Source organism: Demequina litorisediminis (assembly GCF_030161615.1).
GTDB classification, from domain to species: Bacteria; Actinomycetota; Actinomycetes; order Actinomycetales; family Demequinaceae; genus Demequina; species Demequina litorisediminis.
In genome coordinates this window covers 1,386,619-1,406,039 of record NZ_BSUN01000001.1, presented here as the reverse complement: position 1 = coordinate 1,406,039, position 19,421 = coordinate 1,386,619, and the positions used below count along the sequence as shown (strand labels likewise).

General features: G+C 66.8%; 24 protein-coding genes and 8 pseudogenes. 17 read left to right on the top strand and 15 right to left on the bottom strand.

The features are described 5' to 3' along the window. Positions 1–377 precede the first annotated feature (377 nt). From QQK48_RS08625 to QQK48_RS08605, 6 genes and pseudogenes are all read left to right on the top strand, one after another. Positions 378–1,868, top strand: a complete 1,491-nt coding sequence (locus QQK48_RS08625; protein ID WP_284328181.1) for a protein kinase family protein — start codon at positions 378–380, stop codon at positions 1,866–1,868. Beyond that, positions 1,865–1,996 carry an FAD-binding protein gene (locus tag QQK48_RS19695; protein WP_348523548.1) on the top strand — a complete coding sequence of 44 codons (132 nt, stop codon included), beginning with the start codon at positions 1,865–1,867 and terminating at the stop codon, positions 1,994–1,996. The genes QQK48_RS08625 and QQK48_RS19695 overlap by 4 nt, the downstream gene beginning before the upstream one ends. Further along, positions 1,993–2,946: pseudogene (locus QQK48_RS21610) on the top strand (NAD(P)/FAD-dependent oxidoreductase); the annotation flags it as partial. The gene QQK48_RS19695 and the pseudogene QQK48_RS21610, both read left to right, overlap by 4 nt. 85 nt (positions 2,947–3,031) lie before the next feature. Then, positions 3,032–3,196 carry a thioredoxin family protein gene (locus tag QQK48_RS21605; protein WP_431308414.1) on the top strand — a complete coding sequence of 55 codons (165 nt, stop codon included), beginning with the start codon at positions 3,032–3,034 and terminating at the stop codon, positions 3,194–3,196. An 88-nt stretch (positions 3,197–3,284) separates the two neighbouring features. Then, positions 3,285–4,588: pseudogene (locus QQK48_RS08610) on the top strand (aminotransferase-like domain-containing protein). A 228-nt stretch (positions 4,589–4,816) separates the two neighbouring features. After that, positions 4,817–5,554 carry a D-alanine--D-alanine ligase family protein gene (locus tag QQK48_RS08605; RefSeq protein ID WP_348523547.1) on the top strand — a complete coding sequence of 246 codons (738 nt, stop codon included), beginning with the start codon at positions 4,817–4,819 and terminating at the stop codon, positions 5,552–5,554. Position 5,555: 1 nt separating this feature from the next. Here QQK48_RS08605 and QQK48_RS21600 read toward each other — a convergent pair whose 3' ends face one another. From QQK48_RS21600 to rpmH, 15 genes and pseudogenes are all read right to left on the bottom strand, one after another. Next, positions 5,556–5,972: a ParB/RepB/Spo0J family partition protein gene (locus tag QQK48_RS21600; protein ID WP_431308318.1), complete on the bottom strand. Its 417-nt coding sequence runs from the start codon at positions 5,970–5,972 to the stop codon at positions 5,556–5,558. Between the two features lie 73 nt (positions 5,973–6,045). After that, positions 6,046–6,243: pseudogene (locus tag QQK48_RS21595) on the bottom strand (ParB N-terminal domain-containing protein); the annotation flags it as partial. Next, positions 6,236–6,589, bottom strand: a complete 354-nt coding sequence (locus tag QQK48_RS21590) for a ParB N-terminal domain-containing protein (protein WP_431308317.1) — start codon at positions 6,587–6,589, stop codon at positions 6,236–6,238. The pseudogene QQK48_RS21595 and the gene QQK48_RS21590, both read right to left, overlap by 8 nt. Continuing rightward, positions 6,586–7,455 (bottom strand): annotated as a pseudogene (locus QQK48_RS08595) (ParA family protein). The gene QQK48_RS21590 and the pseudogene QQK48_RS08595 overlap by 4 nt, the downstream one beginning before the upstream one ends. Positions 7,456–8,235: 780 nt before the next feature. Next, positions 8,236–8,391 (bottom strand): hypothetical protein, encoded by a 156-nt coding sequence (locus QQK48_RS08590; RefSeq protein WP_284328180.1) that lies wholly within the window; start codon positions 8,389–8,391, stop codon positions 8,236–8,238. Beyond that, complete coding sequence (locus tag QQK48_RS08585) at positions 8,351–8,737, bottom strand: 16S rRNA (guanine(527)-N(7))-methyltransferase RsmG (protein ID WP_284328179.1); 387 nt, start codon at positions 8,735–8,737, stop codon at positions 8,351–8,353. The genes QQK48_RS08590 and QQK48_RS08585 overlap by 41 nt, the downstream gene beginning before the upstream one ends. A 218-nt stretch (positions 8,738–8,955) precedes the next feature. Further along, complete coding sequence (locus tag QQK48_RS08580) at positions 8,956–9,357, bottom strand: Jag family protein (RefSeq protein WP_284328178.1); 402 nt, start codon at positions 9,355–9,357, stop codon at positions 8,956–8,958. 80 nt (positions 9,358–9,437) lie between these two features. Next, on the bottom strand, positions 9,438–9,593 hold the full coding sequence (locus QQK48_RS08575) for a hypothetical protein (protein ID WP_284329467.1): 156 nt from the start codon (positions 9,591–9,593) through the stop codon (positions 9,438–9,440). Then, positions 9,541–10,020, bottom strand: a complete 480-nt coding sequence (locus QQK48_RS19680; RefSeq protein ID WP_348523546.1) for a YidC/Oxa1 family membrane protein insertase — start codon at positions 10,018–10,020, stop codon at positions 9,541–9,543. Before QQK48_RS19680 ends, QQK48_RS08575 begins: the two co-directional genes overlap by 53 nt. Positions 10,021–10,087: 67 nt before the next feature. Continuing rightward, a pseudogene (locus QQK48_RS22450) lies at positions 10,088–10,153 on the bottom strand (hypothetical protein); the annotation flags it as partial. Next, positions 10,147–10,458, bottom strand: a complete 312-nt coding sequence (locus tag QQK48_RS19675; RefSeq protein WP_348523545.1) for a YidC/Oxa1 family membrane protein insertase — start codon at positions 10,456–10,458, stop codon at positions 10,147–10,149. The pseudogene QQK48_RS22450 and the gene QQK48_RS19675, both read right to left, overlap by 7 nt. Positions 10,459–10,507: 49 nt before the next feature. Continuing rightward, positions 10,508–10,678 (bottom strand): membrane protein insertion efficiency factor YidD, encoded by a 171-nt coding sequence (yidD, locus tag QQK48_RS21585; protein ID WP_431308316.1) that lies wholly within the window; start codon positions 10,676–10,678, stop codon positions 10,508–10,510. Continuing rightward, on the bottom strand, positions 10,605–10,793 hold the full coding sequence (yidD, locus tag QQK48_RS21580) for a membrane protein insertion efficiency factor YidD (RefSeq protein WP_431308445.1): 189 nt from the start codon (positions 10,791–10,793) through the stop codon (positions 10,605–10,607). Before yidD (QQK48_RS21580) ends, yidD (QQK48_RS21585) begins: the two co-directional genes overlap by 74 nt. 32 nt (positions 10,794–10,825) lie before the next feature. Next, positions 10,826–11,173, bottom strand: a complete 348-nt coding sequence (gene rnpA, locus QQK48_RS08560; protein WP_284328177.1) for a ribonuclease P protein component — start codon at positions 11,171–11,173, stop codon at positions 10,826–10,828. 3 nt (positions 11,174–11,176) lie between these two features. Then, a complete protein-coding gene (gene rpmH, locus QQK48_RS08555; protein WP_084079500.1) occupies positions 11,177–11,314 on the bottom strand; it encodes a 50S ribosomal protein L34 in 138 nt (45 codons plus the stop codon). Positions 11,315–11,628: 314 nt separating this feature from the next. Between rpmH and dnaA the strand changes: the two genes are divergently transcribed. The 11 genes and pseudogenes from dnaA (at position 11,629) to QQK48_RS21560 (ending at position 19,379) form a co-directional block, all read left to right on the top strand. After that, positions 11,629–12,957 (top strand): chromosomal replication initiator protein DnaA, encoded by a 1,329-nt coding sequence (dnaA, locus tag QQK48_RS08550; protein WP_284328176.1) that lies wholly within the window; start codon positions 11,629–11,631, stop codon positions 12,955–12,957. Between the two features lie 602 nt (positions 12,958–13,559). Further along, positions 13,560–14,688 (top strand): annotated as a pseudogene (gene dnaN / locus QQK48_RS08545) (DNA polymerase III subunit beta). Between the two features lie 7 nt (positions 14,689–14,695). After that, a complete protein-coding gene (locus QQK48_RS19670) occupies positions 14,696–15,157 on the top strand; it encodes an AAA family ATPase (RefSeq protein ID WP_348523544.1) in 462 nt (153 codons plus the stop codon). Positions 15,158–15,237: 80 nt separating this feature from the next. Further along, entirely contained in the window at positions 15,238–15,837 is a 600-nt protein-coding gene (locus QQK48_RS19665) for a DNA replication/repair protein RecF (RefSeq protein ID WP_348523543.1), read from the top strand. Positions 15,838–15,887: 50 nt separating this feature from the next. Continuing rightward, on the top strand, positions 15,888–16,262 hold the full coding sequence (locus QQK48_RS08535; protein ID WP_284328175.1) for a DciA family protein: 375 nt from the start codon (positions 15,888–15,890) through the stop codon (positions 16,260–16,262). Next, positions 16,231–16,377, top strand: a complete 147-nt coding sequence (locus tag QQK48_RS08530; RefSeq protein ID WP_284328174.1) for a DciA family protein — start codon at positions 16,231–16,233, stop codon at positions 16,375–16,377. Before QQK48_RS08535 ends, QQK48_RS08530 begins: the two co-directional genes overlap by 32 nt. Then, positions 16,374–17,099: a phosphotransferase family protein gene (locus QQK48_RS08525; RefSeq protein WP_284328173.1), complete on the top strand. Its 726-nt coding sequence runs from the start codon at positions 16,374–16,376 to the stop codon at positions 17,097–17,099. Before QQK48_RS08530 ends, QQK48_RS08525 begins: the two co-directional genes overlap by 4 nt. Before the next feature lie 264 nt (positions 17,100–17,363). Further along, a pseudogene (locus QQK48_RS21575) lies at positions 17,364–18,015 on the top strand (ATP-binding protein); the annotation flags it as partial. Beyond that, positions 17,998–18,681 carry a DNA topoisomerase subunit B gene (locus tag QQK48_RS21570; protein ID WP_431308413.1) on the top strand — a complete coding sequence of 228 codons (684 nt, stop codon included), beginning with the start codon at positions 17,998–18,000 and terminating at the stop codon, positions 18,679–18,681. The pseudogene QQK48_RS21575 and the gene QQK48_RS21570, both read left to right, overlap by 18 nt. Next, positions 18,674–18,985: pseudogene (locus QQK48_RS21565) on the top strand (toprim domain-containing protein); the annotation flags it as partial. The gene QQK48_RS21570 and the pseudogene QQK48_RS21565, both read left to right, overlap by 8 nt. A gap of 241 nt (positions 18,986–19,226) precedes the next feature. Next, positions 19,227–19,379: a hypothetical protein gene (locus QQK48_RS21560; protein WP_431308315.1), complete on the top strand. Its 153-nt coding sequence runs from the start codon at positions 19,227–19,229 to the stop codon at positions 19,377–19,379. Positions 19,380–19,421: the final 42 nt, after the last annotated feature.

The window sequence follows — 19,421 nt, the reverse complement described above, 5'->3', positions numbered from 1 at the left end:
TTGGCGGGCTCGACGGCCGCCGCGTCCTCACCGTGCATGCGAAGGCCGTGGTCGGAGCGCTCGCCGCAGGCGTCATCGGATGGCTCGCCCTCAAGGCCGCCCCCGACGTCGCCACGCTGCGGGGATGGTCGGGCTTCTTCATCGCCGGTGCCTGCACCGCCGGCGCGGGCATCGTCATGCTCGCCGTCTACGGCGCGGTGCTCAAGGCACTCAGGGTGCGCGAACTCGATGCCGTCGCCGGACCCCTCATGCGACGACTCCCCGGCCGCCGCTAGGCGATCTGACCGGCCCTCCGCGCGGCCAGGAAACGGGGCCGCGAACCCACGTAAGATGAGGGTTCACTGTCGGGCCATCGGGTCGAAAGGGGGCATGGCACGGTGCATGCGGGCACGACCATCGGTCGACGCTTCACACTCCTCCACCCCGTTCCCCACGACATCGCCGGTGTCGAGCGGTGGGTTGCCGAGGACACCAGGCTGGCGCAGCGCGTCACCCTCGATGCGCTGAGCGGACCCCACGCCGACGAGGCTCGCCGCGTCGCCGCCCTCACCGCCAAGGTGCGCGATGCCCGCTTCCCGCGCGTCCTGTCGTCGGGCGTCCACATCGACGGCGACAGCAAGACCACCTACATCGTCACGGAGCGCCCTCGGGGCACCAACGGCGCCAGCCTGCTCGCCGAGGGAGCCCTCGCACCGTCCGCCGCCGCCACCCTCGTGGGCGAGGCGGCGCGTGCTCTTGAGGTCGCGGCCGCCGATGGCATCCACCACGGCCACCTCCGAGCCGCGGCGCTCACGGTCACGCCCGCCGGCCGCGTGCTCGTCACCGGCCTTGGCATCGACGACGCGCTGACCGACGGCGATGCCGTCGCCTCCCAGGAGGCCGATGCGGCGGCCCTGGCCCGCTTGTACGCGGAGGCCGTCTCGGGTGGCCCCGTCGACGATCTCGCCGCGGCCGATGTTCCCGAGGGGCTCGGTTCCGCAGGCACCTCCCTGTGGCTCGGTGTCATCGCCGGTGAAGGGCCCGAGAGTCTTGCCGCCCTCTCCCGCGCACTCGGCCCCGCCGATGCCCGGGCCCTGCGCGCCGCCGCGACTCCACGTCACCGCGATGCGGGCAACGGCCTCACGCCGGATCTCGGCTCGTCGGCTCCCAGCCCCGAGCCCGCATCGGCCCCCTCACCGGACGCCCCGGACGCCGCCGAGCCGGCGGCGTCGACAGACGAGCCCGCACCCGAGCCAGCCACGGAACCCACCGAAATGCCGGTGGTGGGTGAGGAGACCGTGCTTGCCGCATCGGCCGCCGCAGATGAGGCGGAGGCGCAGAGGGTTCTCGCCGACGACGTGGACTTGTCCACCCTTGCGCCCGAACCGGCCACGGACACGGCGGCTCAGCGCATCCCTGACGCGAAGCAGGAGCCCATCGCCGCGCTCGAGGCGATCGTCGCGCAGCAGGATGCTCGGCGCGCCGGGTCGGTCTGGCAACTGTTGCTGGAGCGCCTGCACCGCTGGTGGCCCCGCTCGGAGCCCATCACCGCGGCGCTCGAACGCGCGCGCGAGCGGGCCAACCGGCCGGCGCCGTTCAATGCAGGGCCGCTGGTGCTGGGCGTGACCGTCGCCGCCGTGATCGTCATCGGCATCGTCGCGTTCAGCCAACTCACCACCATCACCGAACCTGACGACTACAACCCCGGCACCCCCAGCACTCCTACCCGGAGTTCACCTACTCGCCCGAACCGCTGCCGTCACCCTCCGACGACGAGTGACCGGTCGCATCGGACGCGCGTTGTGACGCGGAACAAGCGGCCTCTACGATCTGTTACCAAGCCGGGCCCCGGGCCCGCAGATAGCCCCCTCATGAAGGACACACCGTGAGCGAAACTCGCAACCTGATCATCGTCGGTTCCGGCCCCGCCGGATACACCGCCGCCATCTACGCCGCGCGCGCCGGGCTCGAGCCCTGGTCGTCGCCGGTTCGATCACGGCTGGCGGTGCGCTCATGAACACCACCGAGGTCGAGAACTTCCCCGGCTTCGTGGAGGGCATCCAGGGCCCCGAGTTGATGGAGACGCTGCAGGGGCAGGCCGAACGCTTCGGCGCGGAGATTCTGTTCGATGACGTGACCGAGCCTGAGCCTCGAGGGGCCCATCAAGACCGTCAAGACGGGCCTCGGCCAGGAGTTCAGCGCAAAGGCGATCATCCTCGCCACCGGCTCCGCGTACCGCGAGCCTCGGCCTCGAAGACGAGAAGCGCCTGTCCGGCAAGGGCGTCTCATGGTGCGCCACCTGCGACGGGTTCTTCTTCCGCGATCAGGACGTGGTGGTCATCGGCGGCGGAGACTCCGCGATGGAGGAGGCCACGTTCCTCACCCGCTTCGCCCGCAAGGTCACCGTCATCCACCGCCGCGATGAGCCTGCGCGCCTCGAAGATCATGGCCGACCGCGCCAAGAACGACCCCAAGATCGAGTTCGTGTGGAACGCCGAGATCACCGGTCTCGATGGCGATGAGAAGCCTTGCCGGCATCCACGTGCGCGACCGCGTGACGGGCGCCGATTCGACCATCCCCGCCACCGGCATGTTCGTCGCGATCGGCCACATCCCGCGCTCGGGCTCGTGACCGGCGTCATCGACACCGACGCCGACGGCTACGTGCAGGTGGTGGGCCGCACCACCGCTACCAACGTCGACGGCGTCTTCGCCTGCGGCGACCTCGTGGACAACCGCTACCGCCAGGCCATCACGGCCGCGGGCTCCGGCTGCTCCGCCGCGCTCGACGCCCAGCACTACCTGGACTCGCTGGCCGATGCGGCTGGCGCCGCGGCCGCCGAGGTTGCCGATAGCGAGGCCGACGCGGAGTCGCCCGCCGCCGCACTCCCCTCCGAGCCCGTGGCCGCCTCCGAGGACTCGTTCAAGGAGGAGGTGCTCGATTCCTCCGTGCCCGTGGTGGTGGACTTCTGGGCCGCCTGGTGCGGACCGTGCCGCGCCGTGGCACCGCTCCTTGACGAGCCTCGCCGCCGAGTATGCCGGCCGCCTCAAGGTGGTCAAGGTCGACACCGACGCGAACCCGTCGCTGGCGATGGCCTACGGCGTCACCTCGATCCCCACGATGGCGTTCTTCAAGGACGGCGAAGTGGTGAAGTCGGTCGTGGGCGCCCGTCCCAAGCCTGCCCTTGCCGAACTCTTCGACGAGGCACTGGCCTAAACCTCCCCTTCTTCAGCCGTGAAGCCGGGGCCAGTAGGCCCCGGCTTCACGCGTTCCGGCACCCTTGCGACGTGGGAGACTGACGCATATGAGCACCTCGGATAGCCACGGCACGCGACTCGACCCCTGGTTCGATTCCTACGCCGCACGCGCACACCGCATGCGCGCGTCCGAGATCCGAGCTCTCTTCTCCGTCGCGAGCCGACCCGAGGTGGTCTCGCTCGCCGGCGGCATGCCCTACATCGGCGGCCTCCCGCTCGAGGAGATTGGCGCCATGACGCAGCGCCTCATCGTCGAGCAGGGCGAGGTCGCGCTGCAGTACGGCTCTGGGCAGGGCGACGAGGGTCTGCGCGAGCAGATCACCCAGGTCATGGCGCTCGAGCAGATTTCCGCCCACCCGGACGATGTGGTGGTCACCACGGGTTCTCAGCAGGCCCTCGACCTGGTCTCGACCATTTTCCTCGACCCCGGTGACGTGGTCGTGGCTGAGGCGCCGTCCTACGTGGGCGCGCTCGGTGTGTTCCGCGCGCACGAGGCGGACGTGGTGCACGTGCCGATGGACGAGGACGGCCTCATCCCCGAGGACCTGGACCGCACTCTGACCGCGCTCGCCGCCGCGGGCAAGCGCGTGAAGTTCCTCTACACGGTGCCGAACTTCCACAATCCCGGTGGCGTGACGCTCTCGCTTGAGCGCCGGCCCCAGGTGGTGGAGATCTGCGCGCGCCATCGCGTCCTCATCCTTGAGGACAACCCGTATGGGCTCCTTGGCTTTGACCGCGAGCCGATGCCCGCGATGCGGTCAATGAGCGAGGAAGGCGTCATTTACCTGGGGTCTTTCTCGAAGACCTTTGCTCCTGGCTATCGGGTGGGCTGGGCGGTGGCACCTCACGCGGTACGTGAGAAGCTGGTGCTCGCCTCCGAGGCGGCGATTCTTTCTCCGTCGAACGCCTCCCAGGCTGGCGATTCGGTCTTACCTGGAGCACTTTGACTGGCAGGGCCAGATCAAGAAGTTCCGCGAGCAGTACCGGGAGCGCAGGGACGCGATGATCTCAGCGCTCGAGGAGCACATTCCCGAGGCATCGTGGAACGTGCCCGACGGCGGCTTCTATGTGTGGGTCAAGGCTCCCCGAGGGGCTCGACGCGAAGTCCATGCTTCCGCGCGCCGTCACGGCCCGCGTGGCCTATGTGGCGGGTACCGCCTTCTACGCCGATGGCCAGGGCCGCAACTACATGCGACTGTCGTTCTGTTATCCCACTCCCGAGCGCATCCGCGAAGGGGTGCGGCGCCTCGCCACCGTCATCGATGCGGAGATGGAGACGGTGCGCATCTTCGGCACCGTTGGCGAGCCTGCGGGGGACTCGGTCGATTTCCCCTCGCCCGACCTGGCCTGAGTTCGACTACGAGAGAGAAGGAACACTGATGGACGTCATGGTGCTGGCCGGTGGCCTCTCCCACGAACGCGACGTATCGATGCGGTCGGGACGGAGGGTCCAGGAGGAGCCTGCGCGACGCCGGACTCAAGGTTTCTTTGCATGACGTCGACTCCAACTTGATTCCGGCTTTGCGTTCTCGCGAGGACGTGGTCGTCTGGCCGATGCTCCACGGTGCCTCGGGCGAGGATGGCTCGCTTCAGGGTCTCCTCGAGCCTGCTGGGTGTGCCCTACGTGGGAACCCGGGCACGTGAGGCCCGCGTCGCGTGGGTGAAGTCGGTCGCCAAGGCTATCTTCGCCCGTGACGGCATCGCGACGCCGGAGTATGTGACGCTCCCCCAGTCCCTGTTCCGCGAGGTGGGGGCCGAGCATGTGATTTCCGCGATTCAGGACCGGATGGGGCTGCCCGTAGTGGTCAAGCCCGCGCGCGGTGGGTCTGCGCTGGGCGTCACCCTCGTCACCGAACGCGACGAGCCTCAGCCGCGCGCTGGTTCACTGCTTCGCGTACGGCGACACGGCGTTGATCGAGGCCGCCGTGACCGGTGTGGAGGTGGCGGTGTCGGTGCTTGGCACCGGCGACGACGCCGAGGCCCTTCCCGCGGTGGAGATCCAGGCCGAGGAGCATACGACTACGACGCACGCTACAACCCTGGCCGGGTCGAGTACTTCGCGCCGGCGCGACTCTCCTCCGAAGACGCCACGACCGTCGCCGACGCCGCCCTCGCGGTGCACCGGAACTTGGGCCTGCGTGACCTCTCCCGCGTCGACATCATTCTGGATGAGCAGGGCAAGGCGCAGGTCATCGACGTCAATGTGACGCCGGGCCTGACCGAAACGTCCCTGCTACCGCAGGCCGTGGAGGCCTCCGGCCGATCACTCGGCGAGGTTTACGCCTCGGTCGCACGCCTCGCGTACGACCGAGGATAGGTCATCTACCAGGGATTACTTCTGGTCGCTGGGGTCGCTGGCCGCGGCGGCGAGCACGCCGGGATCCTCCGGCGAGAGCCTCGTGAATGATGCGGTTGAGGTCGTCCACCGTCGCGAACTCGATGGTGATGCGTCCCTTGGACTTCCCCAGAGCCACCTTGACGCGAGTCTCAAACCGATCACCTAGGCGCGACGCCAAGTCATCCAAAGCCGCCGTACGACCGCCGGCTCGCACCACGCCGCGGCGAGGCTGAGGGGCCTCGACGCCCACGGTCACCGCTTCCTCGGTGGCACGCACGGACAGTCCCTCGGCCACAATCCTCTGGGCAAGGGCCTCCATGGCCGCCGGGTCCTCGAGGCGCAGAAGCGCGCGGGCGTGTCCAGCACTGAGGACGCCTGCGGCGACACGGCGCTGCACGAGCGGCGGCAGGCTTCAGCAGACGAAGGGTGTTCGAGATCTGGGGACGTGACCGCGAGATCTTCTCCGCAAGCCTGCTCGTGGGTGATACCAAAGTCCTCGAGCAGCCTGCTGATATGCCGCAGCCTCCTCCAAGGGGTTGAGCCTGGCTGCGGTGGAGGTTCTCCACGAGAGCGTCACGCAACATGTCGACGTCATCCGTGTCACGCACGATCGCGGGGATGGCATCGATGCCGCCTTCCTTGGAAGCGCGGAGGCGCCGCTCACCCATGATGAGGCTCGTAGCCACCCTCGGACTTGCGGCGCACCACGATGGGCTGGAGGACGCCGATCTCCTTGATGGAACCGACCAGTTCAGCAAGCGCCTCCTCATCAAAGACGGCGCGCGGCTGGCGAGGGTTAGGAGTCACCTCCTGCGGGTCGATGTGCGCGAAGGTTGCTCCGGGAACGGGCACGAGGCCTTCCTGAGCCGATGCGGTGGCTCCAGAGGCCTTCTCGGGCGTGCTTGACGTGAAGAAGACGTCGTGCGGACGCTCCTTGGCGGGGCCATCCGTCGGCGGCTGCTCGGGGATCAGTGCCCCCAGGCCACGACCAAGTCCACGGCGTGCTCCGCTCATGCCTCACCACTCTCCTCTTCCTGGCGCCGGCCTCGCTCGGCAATTTCCTTGGCCACAGCCATGTAGGCGACTGCGCCGCTCGAATGCGGGTCGTGACTGATGACGGTGCGGCCGAAGCTCGGTGCCTCCGAGACGCGAACCGAACGTGGCACGGTCTGTTCCAGCGTCTGCTGAGGGAAGTGCGAGCGCACCTCGTGAGCGACCTCGCGTGCCAAGTTGGTACGGGCGTCATACATCGTCAGCACGATCGTCGACAGGCTGAGCCTGGGGGTTGAGATGCTTGCGCACCATCTCGACCGTCTTGATGAGCCTGCGTCAGGCCCTCGAGCGCGTAGTACTCACACTGGATGGGGATCAGCATCTCCTGCGCGATCACCATCGCGTTCAGCGTCAAGAGTCCAAGGCTGGGTGGGCAGTCGATGAAGACGTAGTCCAGGCCCTTACCCGGCCCCTGCATGAGACGCTCCAGCGCGTCATGGAGGCGATACTCACGGCGCACCACAGAGACAAGGCTCGATATCCGCACCCGCGAGGTCGATGGTGGCGGGGACGCACCACAACGTGGGGATATCGGGGCACTGCTGAGCGACGCGCGCCATGGGCACATCGTCAAGGAGCACGTCATAGATGCTCGGCGTACCCGCACGATGCTCCACGCCAAGCGCCGTGGACGCGTTGCCCTGCGGATCCGCGTCGATCACGAGTACATTTGCACCCTTGTTGGCGAGCGCCGCCGCAACGTTGACCGAGGTGGTCGTCTTTCCGACCCCACCCTTCTGGTTGGTCACGGCGAAGATGCGAGTGCGTGCAGGATGCGGGAAATCAGCCTCCGAGAGCTCACGGCGTCGTCGCTCGGTCTCGATCATCTCCCGGGCGAGAGGGCTGTCGTCTCCCTCGTCGAAGGCCGAGAACGCGTCCGTTGTTTCACGTGAAACATCGCCTGCCTCGGGACCGTCCACCACCGCCGATAGCGATGAATGCAGGTCGTCGTTGCTCACGCACTCTCCTTCCGAGGGGCGGTTGTTTCACGTGAAACACTGGCGCTCCGCGCCGATGTCAGAGTCACGACTCTACCCTCTTTCGCGACCCGCTGGGGAGCCATCTCCGACGCGGAACACGGTGCACCCGCAGACGCTCTCGGCCTTCTGAGTGGCCCGTGGTCGCACGCATCGGTCCTGTGGATAAACCTGTGCGTATCGTCCATTTCACGCACGAACCGTATGGGGATAACACTGGGGAAACTGAACGGGGCAGGCGCCTGTTGCTCCCGCCAGCGCGGGCACCGGGAGGAGGCTCTCTTAGCCTGCGCGAGCACGCGCGCACACTCCGATGTTTCACGTGAAACATCGCGACGTGGAGACCCACCCAGGGTCGCTACGTACCTAGTCATGTCGCGCGCATCCTCGCTAGGCGTTCGCGGCCCGACGCACACCTCGTGGCCCTCCGGTGCTTCGGGTGGCCGAGGGGATCCCTGACGCTCGATAGACATGACTGCCTTGCCTTGAGACACGGCGGCGCCTCGACATCCGTAGTGTGCGACCCGTCGCTCGCCCTCGTCGCCTTGATCAGGGCATCGCCGCGATACGGGGATGCGACTCGCACTCGCACGCGCCGCCACCCGATGTTTCACGTGAAACATTGACAGGTCAGTGCGCCGCCCTCGTCAGGGTGACCACGGTCGTGGGATCCACGCCATCGAGCGTGTGCGCGTCGTGAACCTCGCCCACGAGGCCAGCGCGTCGCAGCACGTACTTCGCGCTCTCAATCTCCAGCGGAGCGGACCGTCCCTTGAGGAGCGCCATGGTTCCGGTGGGGCTGAGCAAGGGCGCGCACCACTTGACGAGCCTTGTCGATCGAGGCCACCGCACGCGCGGTGATGACGTCGGCCTCTACGGATTCGCGGACCTCTTCGGCGCGACCGCGCACCACGATGGCGTTGTCGATGCCACAGCGCTCGGCGGCCTCGAAGAGCCACGTGGTTCTGCGCTCCATCGGCTCCACGAGAACGACCTGACGCTCGGGCAGCATCGCGGCGACCACGATGCCGGGCAGCCCCGCACCCGAGCCCACGTCCACGATGGTTCCCTCCCCCAAGAAGGGAACGACCGCGGCGGAGTTCAGGATGTGGCGCTCCCAGATGCGAGTCACTCGCGCGGACCGATCAGACCACGCAGCACTCCCTGGACAGCCAAGAGCCTCGGCGAAGGCCAGGACGCGCGGATAGGAGTCGCCGAAGTACTCCCTGAGGCGATCGTCGCCGTGGAGGGGGTCGTTGGCGAGTGTGCGCAGCCTCCGCCGGCACCTCTGTGTCGGGCCGCTCTCCGGTACTCATCTACCTACCCCACGATGTTTCACGTGAAACAGTGTCAGGCCGCAGGAAGGACCACGACGTAGCGGTGCGGGTCCTCACCCTCGGACTCCGACGCGAGGCCGGCCCCGAGAACGACGTCGTGCACTACCTTGCGCTCAAAAGCGTTCATGGGCGGAAGACTCTCGCGCAGTCCACTTTCCTTGACGCGCTCGATGACCTCACGAGCCTGCTCTGCCAGGCGCTCACGGCGTCCCGCACGGAAGTCGGCAATGTCCAGCATGAGGCGCGACAGTTCGCCGGTCTCGGACTGGACGGCCAGGCGAGCAAGATCCTGAAGCGCGTCGAGCACCTCGCCGTCAGGCCCCACGAGTCGCTTGAGATCCTGCGTGGGTCCCTCGGCCACGACGGCAACTTTGGCGCGGCCAGCCTCGACGGAGATGTCAATGTCGCCGTCCATGTCGAGGATGTCGAGCAGGCTCCTCGAGGAAGTCCGCGGCGATATCGCCCTCGGACACGAGCCTGCTCGTCTTGGTCTCGTCAGTCATCGTTGTCCTTCTTGTCGGTGCCAACGCCATCGGCGTCGGCTGAGTCGGTGGCATCGGACGGGGAGCCGGTGCTCGTACCCGTGCCGGGCTTCTTCTTACGCTGCGAACGCGAGCCGCCCTTCTTGGGCTGCTGACGCTGACGGTTCACGGGCGCCTCGAGCGTGGCCGTCGTGACGTCCTCGGAGGTCCCGTCGATGACGAGCCCCTTCTTCTTGGCCCTCGCTTCCTTGCGGGCCTTGAGCCTGACGCTCGGCCTCGGAGCCGGGCGTCGGGTTATTGCGGATCACGTAGAACTGCTGGCCCATGGTCCACAGGTTGGTGGTGGTCCAGTAGATCAGCACACCCACGGGGAAGTTGGGGCCGGTGATCACGAAGATGAACGGCAGCGCGTACATCAGGATCTTCTGCTGGTTCGCCATGGGGCCCTCGAGGGCCGAGGCGGGCATGTTCTTCTGGGTCGCCTGACGCTGAGTGGTGAACGTGGTCGCGACCATCATGACGATGAGGATGGCGGACACCCAGCGGGTCGCGGCCGAGTCCGCAGTGGTGAACGTGTCGGAGAGCCTGCGCGCCAAAGATGGTGGCGTCGTGCGCCTGCGCCGCGAGTTCCGCGGTCAGCATGCCGATCGGACGAGCCTCGGAGACGCCCTCGATGCGGTAGTTCAGCACGCGGAACAGGGCGAAGAAGATGGGCGCCTGGATCAGCATCGGGAGGCAAGACGAGAACGGGTTCGTCTTGTGCTTGGCGTAGGCTCCATCGTCTCGCGGCTCATGGCCTCGCGGGACGCCTGATCCTTCTTGTTCTTGTACTTGGCCTGCACGGCCCGCAACTCGGGAGCGATCATCTGCATCGCACGCGAGGCCTTGATCTGCTTCACGAAGAGCGGGATCAGGGCGATACGGATCGTGACCACGAGGCCCACGATCGACAGGCCCCAGGTCCAGCCGGACGCGGTATCCATGCCGATGGCGGTGAACAGCCAGTGCCAGATCACCATGATGTTGGCGACCACCCATTCGAGCGGCCAGAGGATCGTATCGAGGAAGGCTCAACTGCAGTCCTTAGGTTGCATGCACGGGGGCTGGTGCCTCCGCAGACGTCGTGGTGGTGCGTCGGAACAGGGGCTCGCCCTTCAGCGGGACGTCGTCCACGCCTCCGTCACTCCAGGGGTTGCATCGCAGCACCCGCCACGCTGCCAAAGTTCCACCGCGCAGCGCACCGTGGCGGCGCACTGCGGTGAGTCCGTAGTGTGAACAGGCTCGGGTAGTACTTGCACGTGGGGCCGGTCAGCGGCGAGATGGTCGCCTGATAGAGCCGAATCACTCCGCCGAGGGTCCAGGCGGGCACGGCGCGAACGTTCGCCCACCACGTCCGTGTGCTCATGCCAGTGCCGCCTTGCGCTGCGCCGTGGCAATCGCCTCGGTCACATCGCCACGCAACTTGACATAATCAACATCGGCGCTGCGGGGAAGCGCACGAATCACCACAGCGGAGCCCACGGGAAGACCCGGCAACGCTTCCGCCATGATGGCGCGCAGACGCCGCTTGACTCGGTTACGAATCACGGCACCTCCCACGGCCCTGGATACAGCGAAACCGGCGATGCTCTCAGCATTGCCGGTTTGCTTCAGGTAAACGACGACGGTGGCCCGGCCGCTCTTCGCACCGCGACGCATGACGGACTGAAAATCCGTCGACGCCGACATGCGGGAGCCGGCCGGCAGCACCGCTTACGCCGAAAGCTTGCCGCGGCCCTTGCGACGACGCGATGCGAGGATCGAGCGTCCGGCACGGGTGCGCATGCGCAGGCGGAAGCCGTGCGTCTTAGCGCGCTTGCGGTTGTTCGGCTGGTAGGTCCGCTTGCTCACGGGTCACTCCATGACAGTTGTTGTAAAGATGGTCAAATCAGCGCACTCACGTTACGCGCCCGCGTGAGGCAGGTCAAATCCACGACCCCACATTGGTCGCAAGCCTTGAACAAGATAGGCTCCCCCACACGAGGTCGCTCCGCGCGGAGCGACACGCCGTGCCCTGGGTAACGAACGCGTGACGGCCTCTCAACCCCTGTGCACAGACATGTGGACAACGCTGCGAGGAGGGCCGATGGCCGCGGATCAGGACGCCGATGCGAATGAGGGCATCGACACCCTGTGGGCCCGCGCGTGCCTGCGCCTGAACGAGGGTGAAGGCCTCTCACCAGAACCGCTCGTTCATCCGGCTCATCAAGCCACTCGCCGTCGTCGAGGACAACGTGTTCCTCGCGGTCGCCCAGGATTTCACCAAGAACTATGTCGAGGGAACCCTGCGTGAGCCGATCACGCGTGCGCTGTCCGAGTCACTCGGCCGCGAGGTCCGCATCGCGGTGACGGTCGACGCCTCGGTCGAGCCTCCGGCATCGGCCGTCGAGGAAGACGAGGCTCCCGAGTCCGCGCCGCGCGCGGCCGCGGTACGCGAGGAGCCGCCCGCCCCCACGGTCGAGGATCCGCACCTCAACCCTCGCTACACGTTCGACACTTTCGTCATCGGTTCCTCGAACCGCTTTGCTCACGCCGCGGCGCTCGCCGTGGCCGAGTCGCCGGGCAAGACGTACAACCCTCTCTTCATTTACGGTGACTCGGGGCTTGGCAAGACGCACCTGCTTCACGCCATCGGCCACTACACGCGCCACCTCAAGCCGCAGACCCGCGTGCGCTACGTGAACTCCGAGGAGTTCACCAACGACTTCATCAACTCGATCCGTGACGACCGGTCGCTGACGTTCAAGCGCACCTACCGCGAGGTCGACGTCCTGCTCATCGACGACATCCAGTTCCTGCAGGGCAAGGAGCAGACGCTCGAGGAGTTCTTCCACACCTTTAACGCGCTGCACAACGCGGGCAAGCACGTGGTCATCACGTCCGATGTGAGCCCGCGTCACCTCGATGGCATCGAGGAACGGATGCGGACCCGCTTCGAGTGGGGCCTCATGACCGACGTGCAGCCGCCAGACCTTGAGACGCGTATCGCCATCCTTCGTAAGAAGGCCGCGGCCGATGACGTGGCGGCGCCCGGCGATGTGCTCGAGTACATCGGCTCGAACATCACGAGCAATATCCGCGAGCTCGAGGGTGCCCTCATCCGCGTCACGGCTTTTGCGGCGCTCAACAAGCAGCCCGTTGACCTGAGCCTCGCGCAGGTGGTTCTCAAGGACCTCATCTCCGACGACGACTCGGAGATCACCGCGTCGTCGATCATCGGCACCACCGCGGATTACTTCGGTATCTCGATGGACGAGCCTCACGGGCACGTCGCGGTCGCGCGTCTACGTGACAGCGCGACAGATCGCCATGTATCTGTGCCGTCACTCACCGATCTGTCTCTACCGAAGATCGGTGAGCACTTCGGTGGCAAGGACCACACCACGGTGATGTACGCGGTCAAGAAGGTCGAGGACCAGATCGCGCAGCGTCGCCAGATGTACAACCAGGTCAACGAGATTCACGCGCGCATCAAGCAGCAGTCACGCGCCTAAAGCCGCGACGGGGCTGATGCATCGGCCAGAAACTCAGCCGTGGCATCGCCCATGCCCACCGCCCCCGCGTTGGCGACTTCCAAGGTATGCCGTGACGCCTGCGGTGTCTGTGACGACCATCCGGCCGATGCGTATCACATCTGTCGCAAGAGTCGCGCCTTACCTTGGAAAGCGCCTCGGGGAGGCCGACACGGCCGCGCGACACGCCCGCGACACGCCCATCACGACACGATTGCTGCGTCTTTCACACATGTGGAAAAACCTGTGAGTAGTCGTGGAAACTACACGGAGAGCCCTTGGGACGCAGATGTGGACAGAATGACAAGTCTTGTGAGGCTCGCCGGCTCCATCCACGGCTCGAACCACATCATCCTGTGATTCGTCCCCAGGCTACTCACGACAAGAATCGATCGACTGCCAGGGATTTTTGTGGTTCTCCCCAGTTTCCACGATGCCTATGACTACGACTCTCTTCTTGTCATTCCACTTTTCACAACCTGGCCTTCATTGACCCGACCGCCCGTCCGCCCCCGCTTCGCCCATCCACACTTGTCACGTCACCGGCGTGGCGTAGTCTGTGCGCCAGACTTGAAGGAGATCCCATGAAGTTCACCGTCGACCGTGACGTGTTGGCCGACGCCGTCGCCTGGACCTCGCGTGCCGTGCCGGCTCGCCCCCGGTTCCCGTGCTCGCGGGCGTGCGTATCGATGCGGACACCACTGGCACCGTGCGTCTGGCCGCCTTCGACTACGAGGTCTCCGCCCGTGGCGAGTTCGCGGCCGATGTCGAGCAGGCTGGCGAGGTGCTGGTGTCCGGTCGTCTTCTTCGTGAGATCGCCAACGCTCTGCCTCACAAGCCGGTCGAGTTCACCCTCGAGGGCTCCAAGGTCTCCGTGACCTGTGGCGCGTCGCGCTTCACCCTCGCGACGATGCCCGTGGATCAGTACCCGTCGCTGCCCGAACTTCCCGAGCAGTCCGGCACCATCGACGGTGCCCAGCCTGCAGCAGGCGGTCAGCCAGGTGTCCTCGGCTGCCTCTCGCGACGAGACTCTTCCCATCCTCACGGGTGTGCGCATGGAGATCGACGGCTCGCACATTTCGCTGCTCGCCACCGACCGCTACCGCCTCGCGCTGCGCGAACTCGACTGGAAGCCGTCGAAGTCGGACCTCTCGTCCGTGGCTCTTGTACGTGCGAAGACCCTGTCCGACACGGCGAAGGCTCTGGGAGCCGGCGATGTCACCGTCGCGCTGAGCCTCCGGGCAGGGAGTCGACCTCATCGGTTTCGAGGCCGGCGGTCTCGTCACCACCTCGCTGCTGATGGATGGCGACTACCCGCAGGTGCGTCGCCTGTTCCCTGACGACACTCCGGTCAAGGCCGTGGTCAAGACGACCGACCTCATCGAGGCCACCCGTCGTGTGTCCCTCGTGGCGGAGCGCAACTCGGCCGTCCGCTTGGCGTTTGCCGAGGGCGAGGTCACGCTCGACGCCGGTCAGACCGATGACGCGCAGGCATCCGAGGCACTCGAGTGCACGCTCGACGGCGATGCGATCACCGTTGCATTCAACCCGGCGTACCTTCTCGACGGCCTGGGCGCGCTCGGCACCGAGTACGTGCGCCTGGGCTTCACGCAGGAGACCAAGCCGGTCGAGTTCGTCGGCCTCTCGGAGCCGGGCGGCGATCTCGCGACCGAGTTCCGCTACCTGCTGGTGCCCATCCGCATCCAGTCGTGAGCCCACGATGCGTGTCACGCATCTGAGCCTGATCGACTTCCGCAGTTACGGGGAGGTCGACATCGAGTTCGGCCCCCGCGTGACCACGCTCGTCGGTCGCAACGGGCAGGGCAAGACCAATGTGGTCGAGGCGGTGAGGTACCTCTCGACCCTCTCGTCGCATCGCGTCGCGTCCGATGCTCCCCTCCTTCGTCAGGGTGCCGAGCGGGCAGTGGTCCGCGCGCGAGTGGAGAAGGCTGGCCGTTCGCTCGCACTTGAGGTCACGCTCAACACCGGCAAGGCGAACACTGCGCGCATCGGTAGGGCGGCCGCCAAGCCGCGTGACCTGCTCGGCACGCTGCGCACCGTGGTGTTCGCGCCGGAGGACTTGTCGCTGGTGAAGGGCGATCCGGCGGGCAGACGTCAGTTCATGGATGAGCCTGATCGTCGCGTTGCATCCTCGGCTCGCTGGCGAGTTGTCCGACTATGACCGCGTGTTGCGGCAACGATCCAGCATGCTCAAGACCGCGAAGAATGCTCGCGGTGACCTCACGATGCTGGACATCTGGGATGAGAAGGCTCGCCGAGTTGGGTGGGCGGATCGTCGCCGCCCGCCGTGCGGCGATCGGATCGCTCGCGCCTTATGTCAAGTCAGCCTACGCGGCGGTCGCACCCGACGGCGGCGACTGCAAGGTCGGCTACGCCACGTCCCTCGATTCCCCCGAGCCACTCGCACCCGATGCCGACGCGGCCGCGATCGGCGAGCGTCTCCTCGAACGGCTTCGCGAGGTGCGCCCCAAGGAGATCGAACGCGGAGTCACGCTCGCAGGTCCCCACCGCGATGACCTCGACATCGCTCTCGGCAGCCTGCCCGCGAAGGGCTACGCGAGTCACGGCGAGAGTTGGTCGTGCGCGCTCGCCTTGCGACTGGGCTCCTACGATCTACTCACCGCGGATGACGGACCCGACGCGGGCGACGACGGTGAACCCGTACTCATCCTCGATGACGTGTTCGCCGAACTCGACTCCGGCCGCCGCACCGCGCTAGCGAATCGGCTCGCCGATGCGTCGCAGGTGCTGATCACCGCGGCGGTCGCAGAAGACGTGCCCGATGCGCTCCGCGGCGAGGTACTCAGGGTCATCACCGGCGAGGTGACGGCCGATGCCTGACGAGAATCCCGCATCGGCCGCGCCAGAGCCCACCGCCCCCAGGGCCAGCGGTGCGGATCTCGCCCGCGAGGCGATGGAACGGGCGCGAGCATCGGCCCGGCAGCGGGGGCGTACCGGACCTCCCCGCCGCTGCCCGGCGCAAGCAGGAGGAAAAGCGTCGCGACTCGCAGCCGTTCACTCCGGGCCGCGACCCGCAGCCGATGTCCGATGCGGTCGAGGCGCTGCTGCGACGCATGGGGTGGACCGAGCAGATCGAGGTGTCCGGCGTCATGGGCCGCTGGCGCGACATCGTGGGCGACCAGATCGCCGACCACTGCGAGCCGCTGACCTTTGACGAGGGCATCCTCACAGTGAAGGCGTCGTCGACGGCGTGGGCCACCCAGGCTCCAGATCATGAATGGTCAGATCCGTCACCGCATCAATGAGGAGTTCGGCAGGGACATCGTGCGCGAACTCAAGGTGCTGGGACCCATGGCGCGTTCATGGTCGCGGGGCATGCGCCGGGTGCCGGGCCGTGGTCCGCGGGATACCTACGGATGACCCTGCCTGTCGAAGGCACCGAGATCGCCCGCGGCGCGACTGCGGTGGTGAGAGCCGGCGCGGCGGGGACGGTCGTGAAGGAACTGCTGCCCGGCATGCCAGCGGTGATCGTCGAACTCGAAGCCCGAGCGCTGGCGGTGGCGGGCGACGCAGGGCTGCGGGTGCCGCGTCTTGTCGAGGCCCGGCTTGAGGCGGAGCCGCCGGCGCTCGTCATGTCTTATGTGGACGGCGTCGAGTTGGCCGATGCCGTGGTGAGCCTCGGTCCGGAGGAAACCGGTCAGATTTTGGCGGACGCACAGGATCTGGTCCGGCGGGTCGTGGCGCCGGCCCTGATGCTGACCGCCAAGGATTATGTCAGCCACGGCATCGACCATGCTCCTCTGCCGAGCGACGTAAAGATCCGTGTGCTGGGGGCGCTCTCCGAGCTTCCGGACGGCGACGCGTTATGTCATCTTGACCTCCACCCCCGCAACATCCTGTGGGACGGTGCGGCAACGATCATCGACTGGAACAACGGCACTCGAGGCGACGCGGCGGCGGACGTGGCGCGCACCCTGTTGCTCCTCGAGGCGCAGATCCACTGGGTCCCCGCCGAGCACCGGGATGTGGCGCGGCCCCTCTTGGCGCGTCAGGCTCGCGGTGTATCGCGAACGCACGGAGCAGGCTCGCGCCGGGAATCCTGGATCGTTCTCTCGCCTGGCGCCCGCCGCTCGCGGCGATGATGCTCGGCGAGACCCCGCCTCCTGGCGCGGTGCCGTGGCTGGAGGAGATGCTGCCCGAGGCCTGACCGCCTCAGCCTTATGTCAAGTGGCGCTCACGTGCGTCCTGGAGGCCTCAGCATCGGCCCGCCGTGAATTTCGCTGGCCGACAACTCCTCCACAAACGGCCGTGTGCGCTCATGGACCGGCCCTAGAACGCGCTAGAATGACACGGAGTACATCGCGTGCTGTCTCAGCCCGCGTGAGTCCCGTGAAAGGCGAAAATCTGTGGCCGAGAACGACGCGACGCCCGCTCAGCCTGCCTACGGAGCCGAAAACATCACCGTGCTGGAGGGCCTCGAGGCCGTCCGCAAGCGCCCGGGTATGTACATCGGCTCCACAGGAGAGCGCGGCCTGCACCACCTTGTCTACGAGGTGGTCGACAACTCCGTCGATGAGGCCCTTGCGGGCTATTGCGACACTATCACTGTGACGCTCCTGGCAGACGGCGGGGTGAAGGTCACCGACAACGGTCGCGGCATCCCCGTGGACATCCACCCCACCGAGGGCAAGCCCACGGTCGAGGTCGTCATGACCATCCTCCACGCCGGTGGAAAGTTCGGCGGCGGTGGCTACGCAGTCTCCGGTGGTCTCCACGGTGTCGGTATCTCCGTCGTGAACGCCCTGAGCCTACAAGGTCGAGACCGAGGTGCGCCGTCAGGGCAGCGTCTGGCGTCAGTCCTTCGCCGACGGCGGCAAGCCGCAGGGCACACTCGTGAAGGGTGAAGACACGGAGGAGACCGGAACGCAGCAGACGTTCTGGGCAGACCCGGAGATCTTCGAGACCACCGAGTACGACTTCGAGACGCTGCGCGCACGCTTCCAGCAGATGGCGTTCCTCAACAAGGGCCTGTCCATCCAGGTGACGGACGAGCGCCCCGAGCACGTCACCGCATCGGACGATGTCGAGGCCGAAGGAGACGAGGACGCCCCCACGTCCCGCACCGTCATCTACAAGTACGACGGTGGCCTCATCGACTACGTCTCGCACCTCAACGACGCCAAGAAGGCCGAACTGGTGCACGCCGACGTGATCGACATCGAGGCCGAGGACACCGAGAAGTCGATCTCGCTCGAGATGGCGATGCAGTGGACCACCGCCTACTCCGAGTCGGTCTTCACCTACGCCAACACGATCGCCACCACCGAGGGCGGCACCCACGAAGAGGGCTTCCGTGCCGCGCTGACCTCGCTGGTCAACCGCTACGCGCGGGAGAAGGGCCTGCTCAAGGACAAGGACGACAACCTCACGGGTGACGACGTCCGCGAAGGCCTCACCTGCGTCATCTCGGTCGCCTGGGCGAGCCCCAGTTCGAGGGCCAGACCAAGACCAAGCCTGGGCAACACCGAGGCGAAGACCTTCGTGCAGCGCATGGTCGGTGAGCGTATGGCCGACTGGTTCGACGCCCACCCCAACGAGGCCAAGGAGATCATCCGCAAGGCCCTCCAGGCATCGCAGGCGCGCATGGCCGCCCGCAAGGCTCGCGAGGCCACGCGCCGCAAGGGCCTGCTCGAGTCGGGCGGCATGCCCGGCAAGCCTGCGTGACTGCTCCTCGAAGGACCCGTCGATCTCCGAGATCTTCCTGGTCGAGGGTGACTCCGCAGGCGGCTCGGCCGTCCGCGGCCGCAACCCCGCCACGCAGGCGATCCTGCCGCTGCGCGGAAAGGTCCTCAACGTGGAGCGCGCACGACTCGACCGCGCACTCGGCAACGCCGAGATCCAGGCGCTGTTCACGGCCTTCGGTTCCGGCATCGGCGACGAGTTCGACCTCGACAAGGCGCGCTATCACAAGATCGTGCTGATGGCCGATGCCGATGTCGACGGCCAGCACATCCGCACCCTGCTGCTGACGGTGCTGTTCCGCTACATGCGTCCCCTCATCGAGGCCGGCTACGTGTACCTCGCCCAGCCGCCGCTGTACAAGATCAAGTGGTCCAACGCCGACCACGACTACGTCTTCACCGACCGTGAGCGCGACGCCGTCCTCAAGGACGGCCTCGCCAACGGCAAGAAGATCCCCAAGGAGAGCGGCATCCAGCGCTACAAGGGTCTGGGTGAGATGGACTACTCGGAGCCTGTGGGAAACCACGATGGACCCCGAGACCCGCACCCTTCTCCAGGTCACCATGGACGATGCGGCGCTTGCCGACGAGACGTTCTCCATCCTGATGGGCGACGACGTCGAGTCGCGCCGTAACTTCATCCAGCGCAACGCGAAGGACGTGAGGTTCCTTGACATCTGAGGTCCACAACCACGGCCGGATCGACCAGGTCGATCTCAATGT

What these genes read in the sequence shown, in the direction of transcription:
- QQK48_RS08605 (WP_348523547.1), top strand. Translation starts at nt 4,817, where the DNA reads ATGGCTCGCTTCAGGGTCTCCTCGAGCCTGCTGGGTGTGCCCTACGTG.
- QQK48_RS21590 (WP_431308317.1), bottom strand. Translation starts at nt 6,589, where the DNA reads ATGAGCGGAGCACGCCGTGGACTTGGTCGTGGCCTGGGGGCACTGATC.
- QQK48_RS21560 (WP_431308315.1), top strand. Translation starts at nt 19,227, where the DNA reads ATGGACCCCGAGACCCGCACCCTTCTCCAGGTCACCATGGACGATGCG.
- QQK48_RS08525 (WP_284328173.1), top strand. Translation starts at nt 16,374, where the DNA reads ATGACCCTGCCTGTCGAAGGCACCGAGATCGCCCGCGGCGCGACTGCG.
- QQK48_RS08590 (WP_284328180.1), bottom strand. Translation starts at nt 8,391, where the DNA reads ATGGCGCTCCTCAAGGGACGGTCCGCTCCGCTGGAGATTGAGAGCGCG.
- QQK48_RS19665 (WP_348523543.1), top strand. Translation starts at nt 15,238, where the DNA reads ATGAGAAGGCTCGCCGAGTTGGGTGGGCGGATCGTCGCCGCCCGCCGT.
- QQK48_RS08580 (WP_284328178.1), bottom strand. Translation starts at nt 9,357, where the DNA reads ATGGACGGCGACATTGACATCTCCGTCGAGGCTGGCCGCGCCAAAGTT.
- QQK48_RS08530 (WP_284328174.1), top strand. Translation starts at nt 16,231, where the DNA reads ATGAATGGTCAGATCCGTCACCGCATCAATGAGGAGTTCGGCAGGGAC.
- QQK48_RS19670 (WP_348523544.1), top strand. Translation starts at nt 14,696, where the DNA reads ATGCGTGTCACGCATCTGAGCCTGATCGACTTCCGCAGTTACGGGGAG.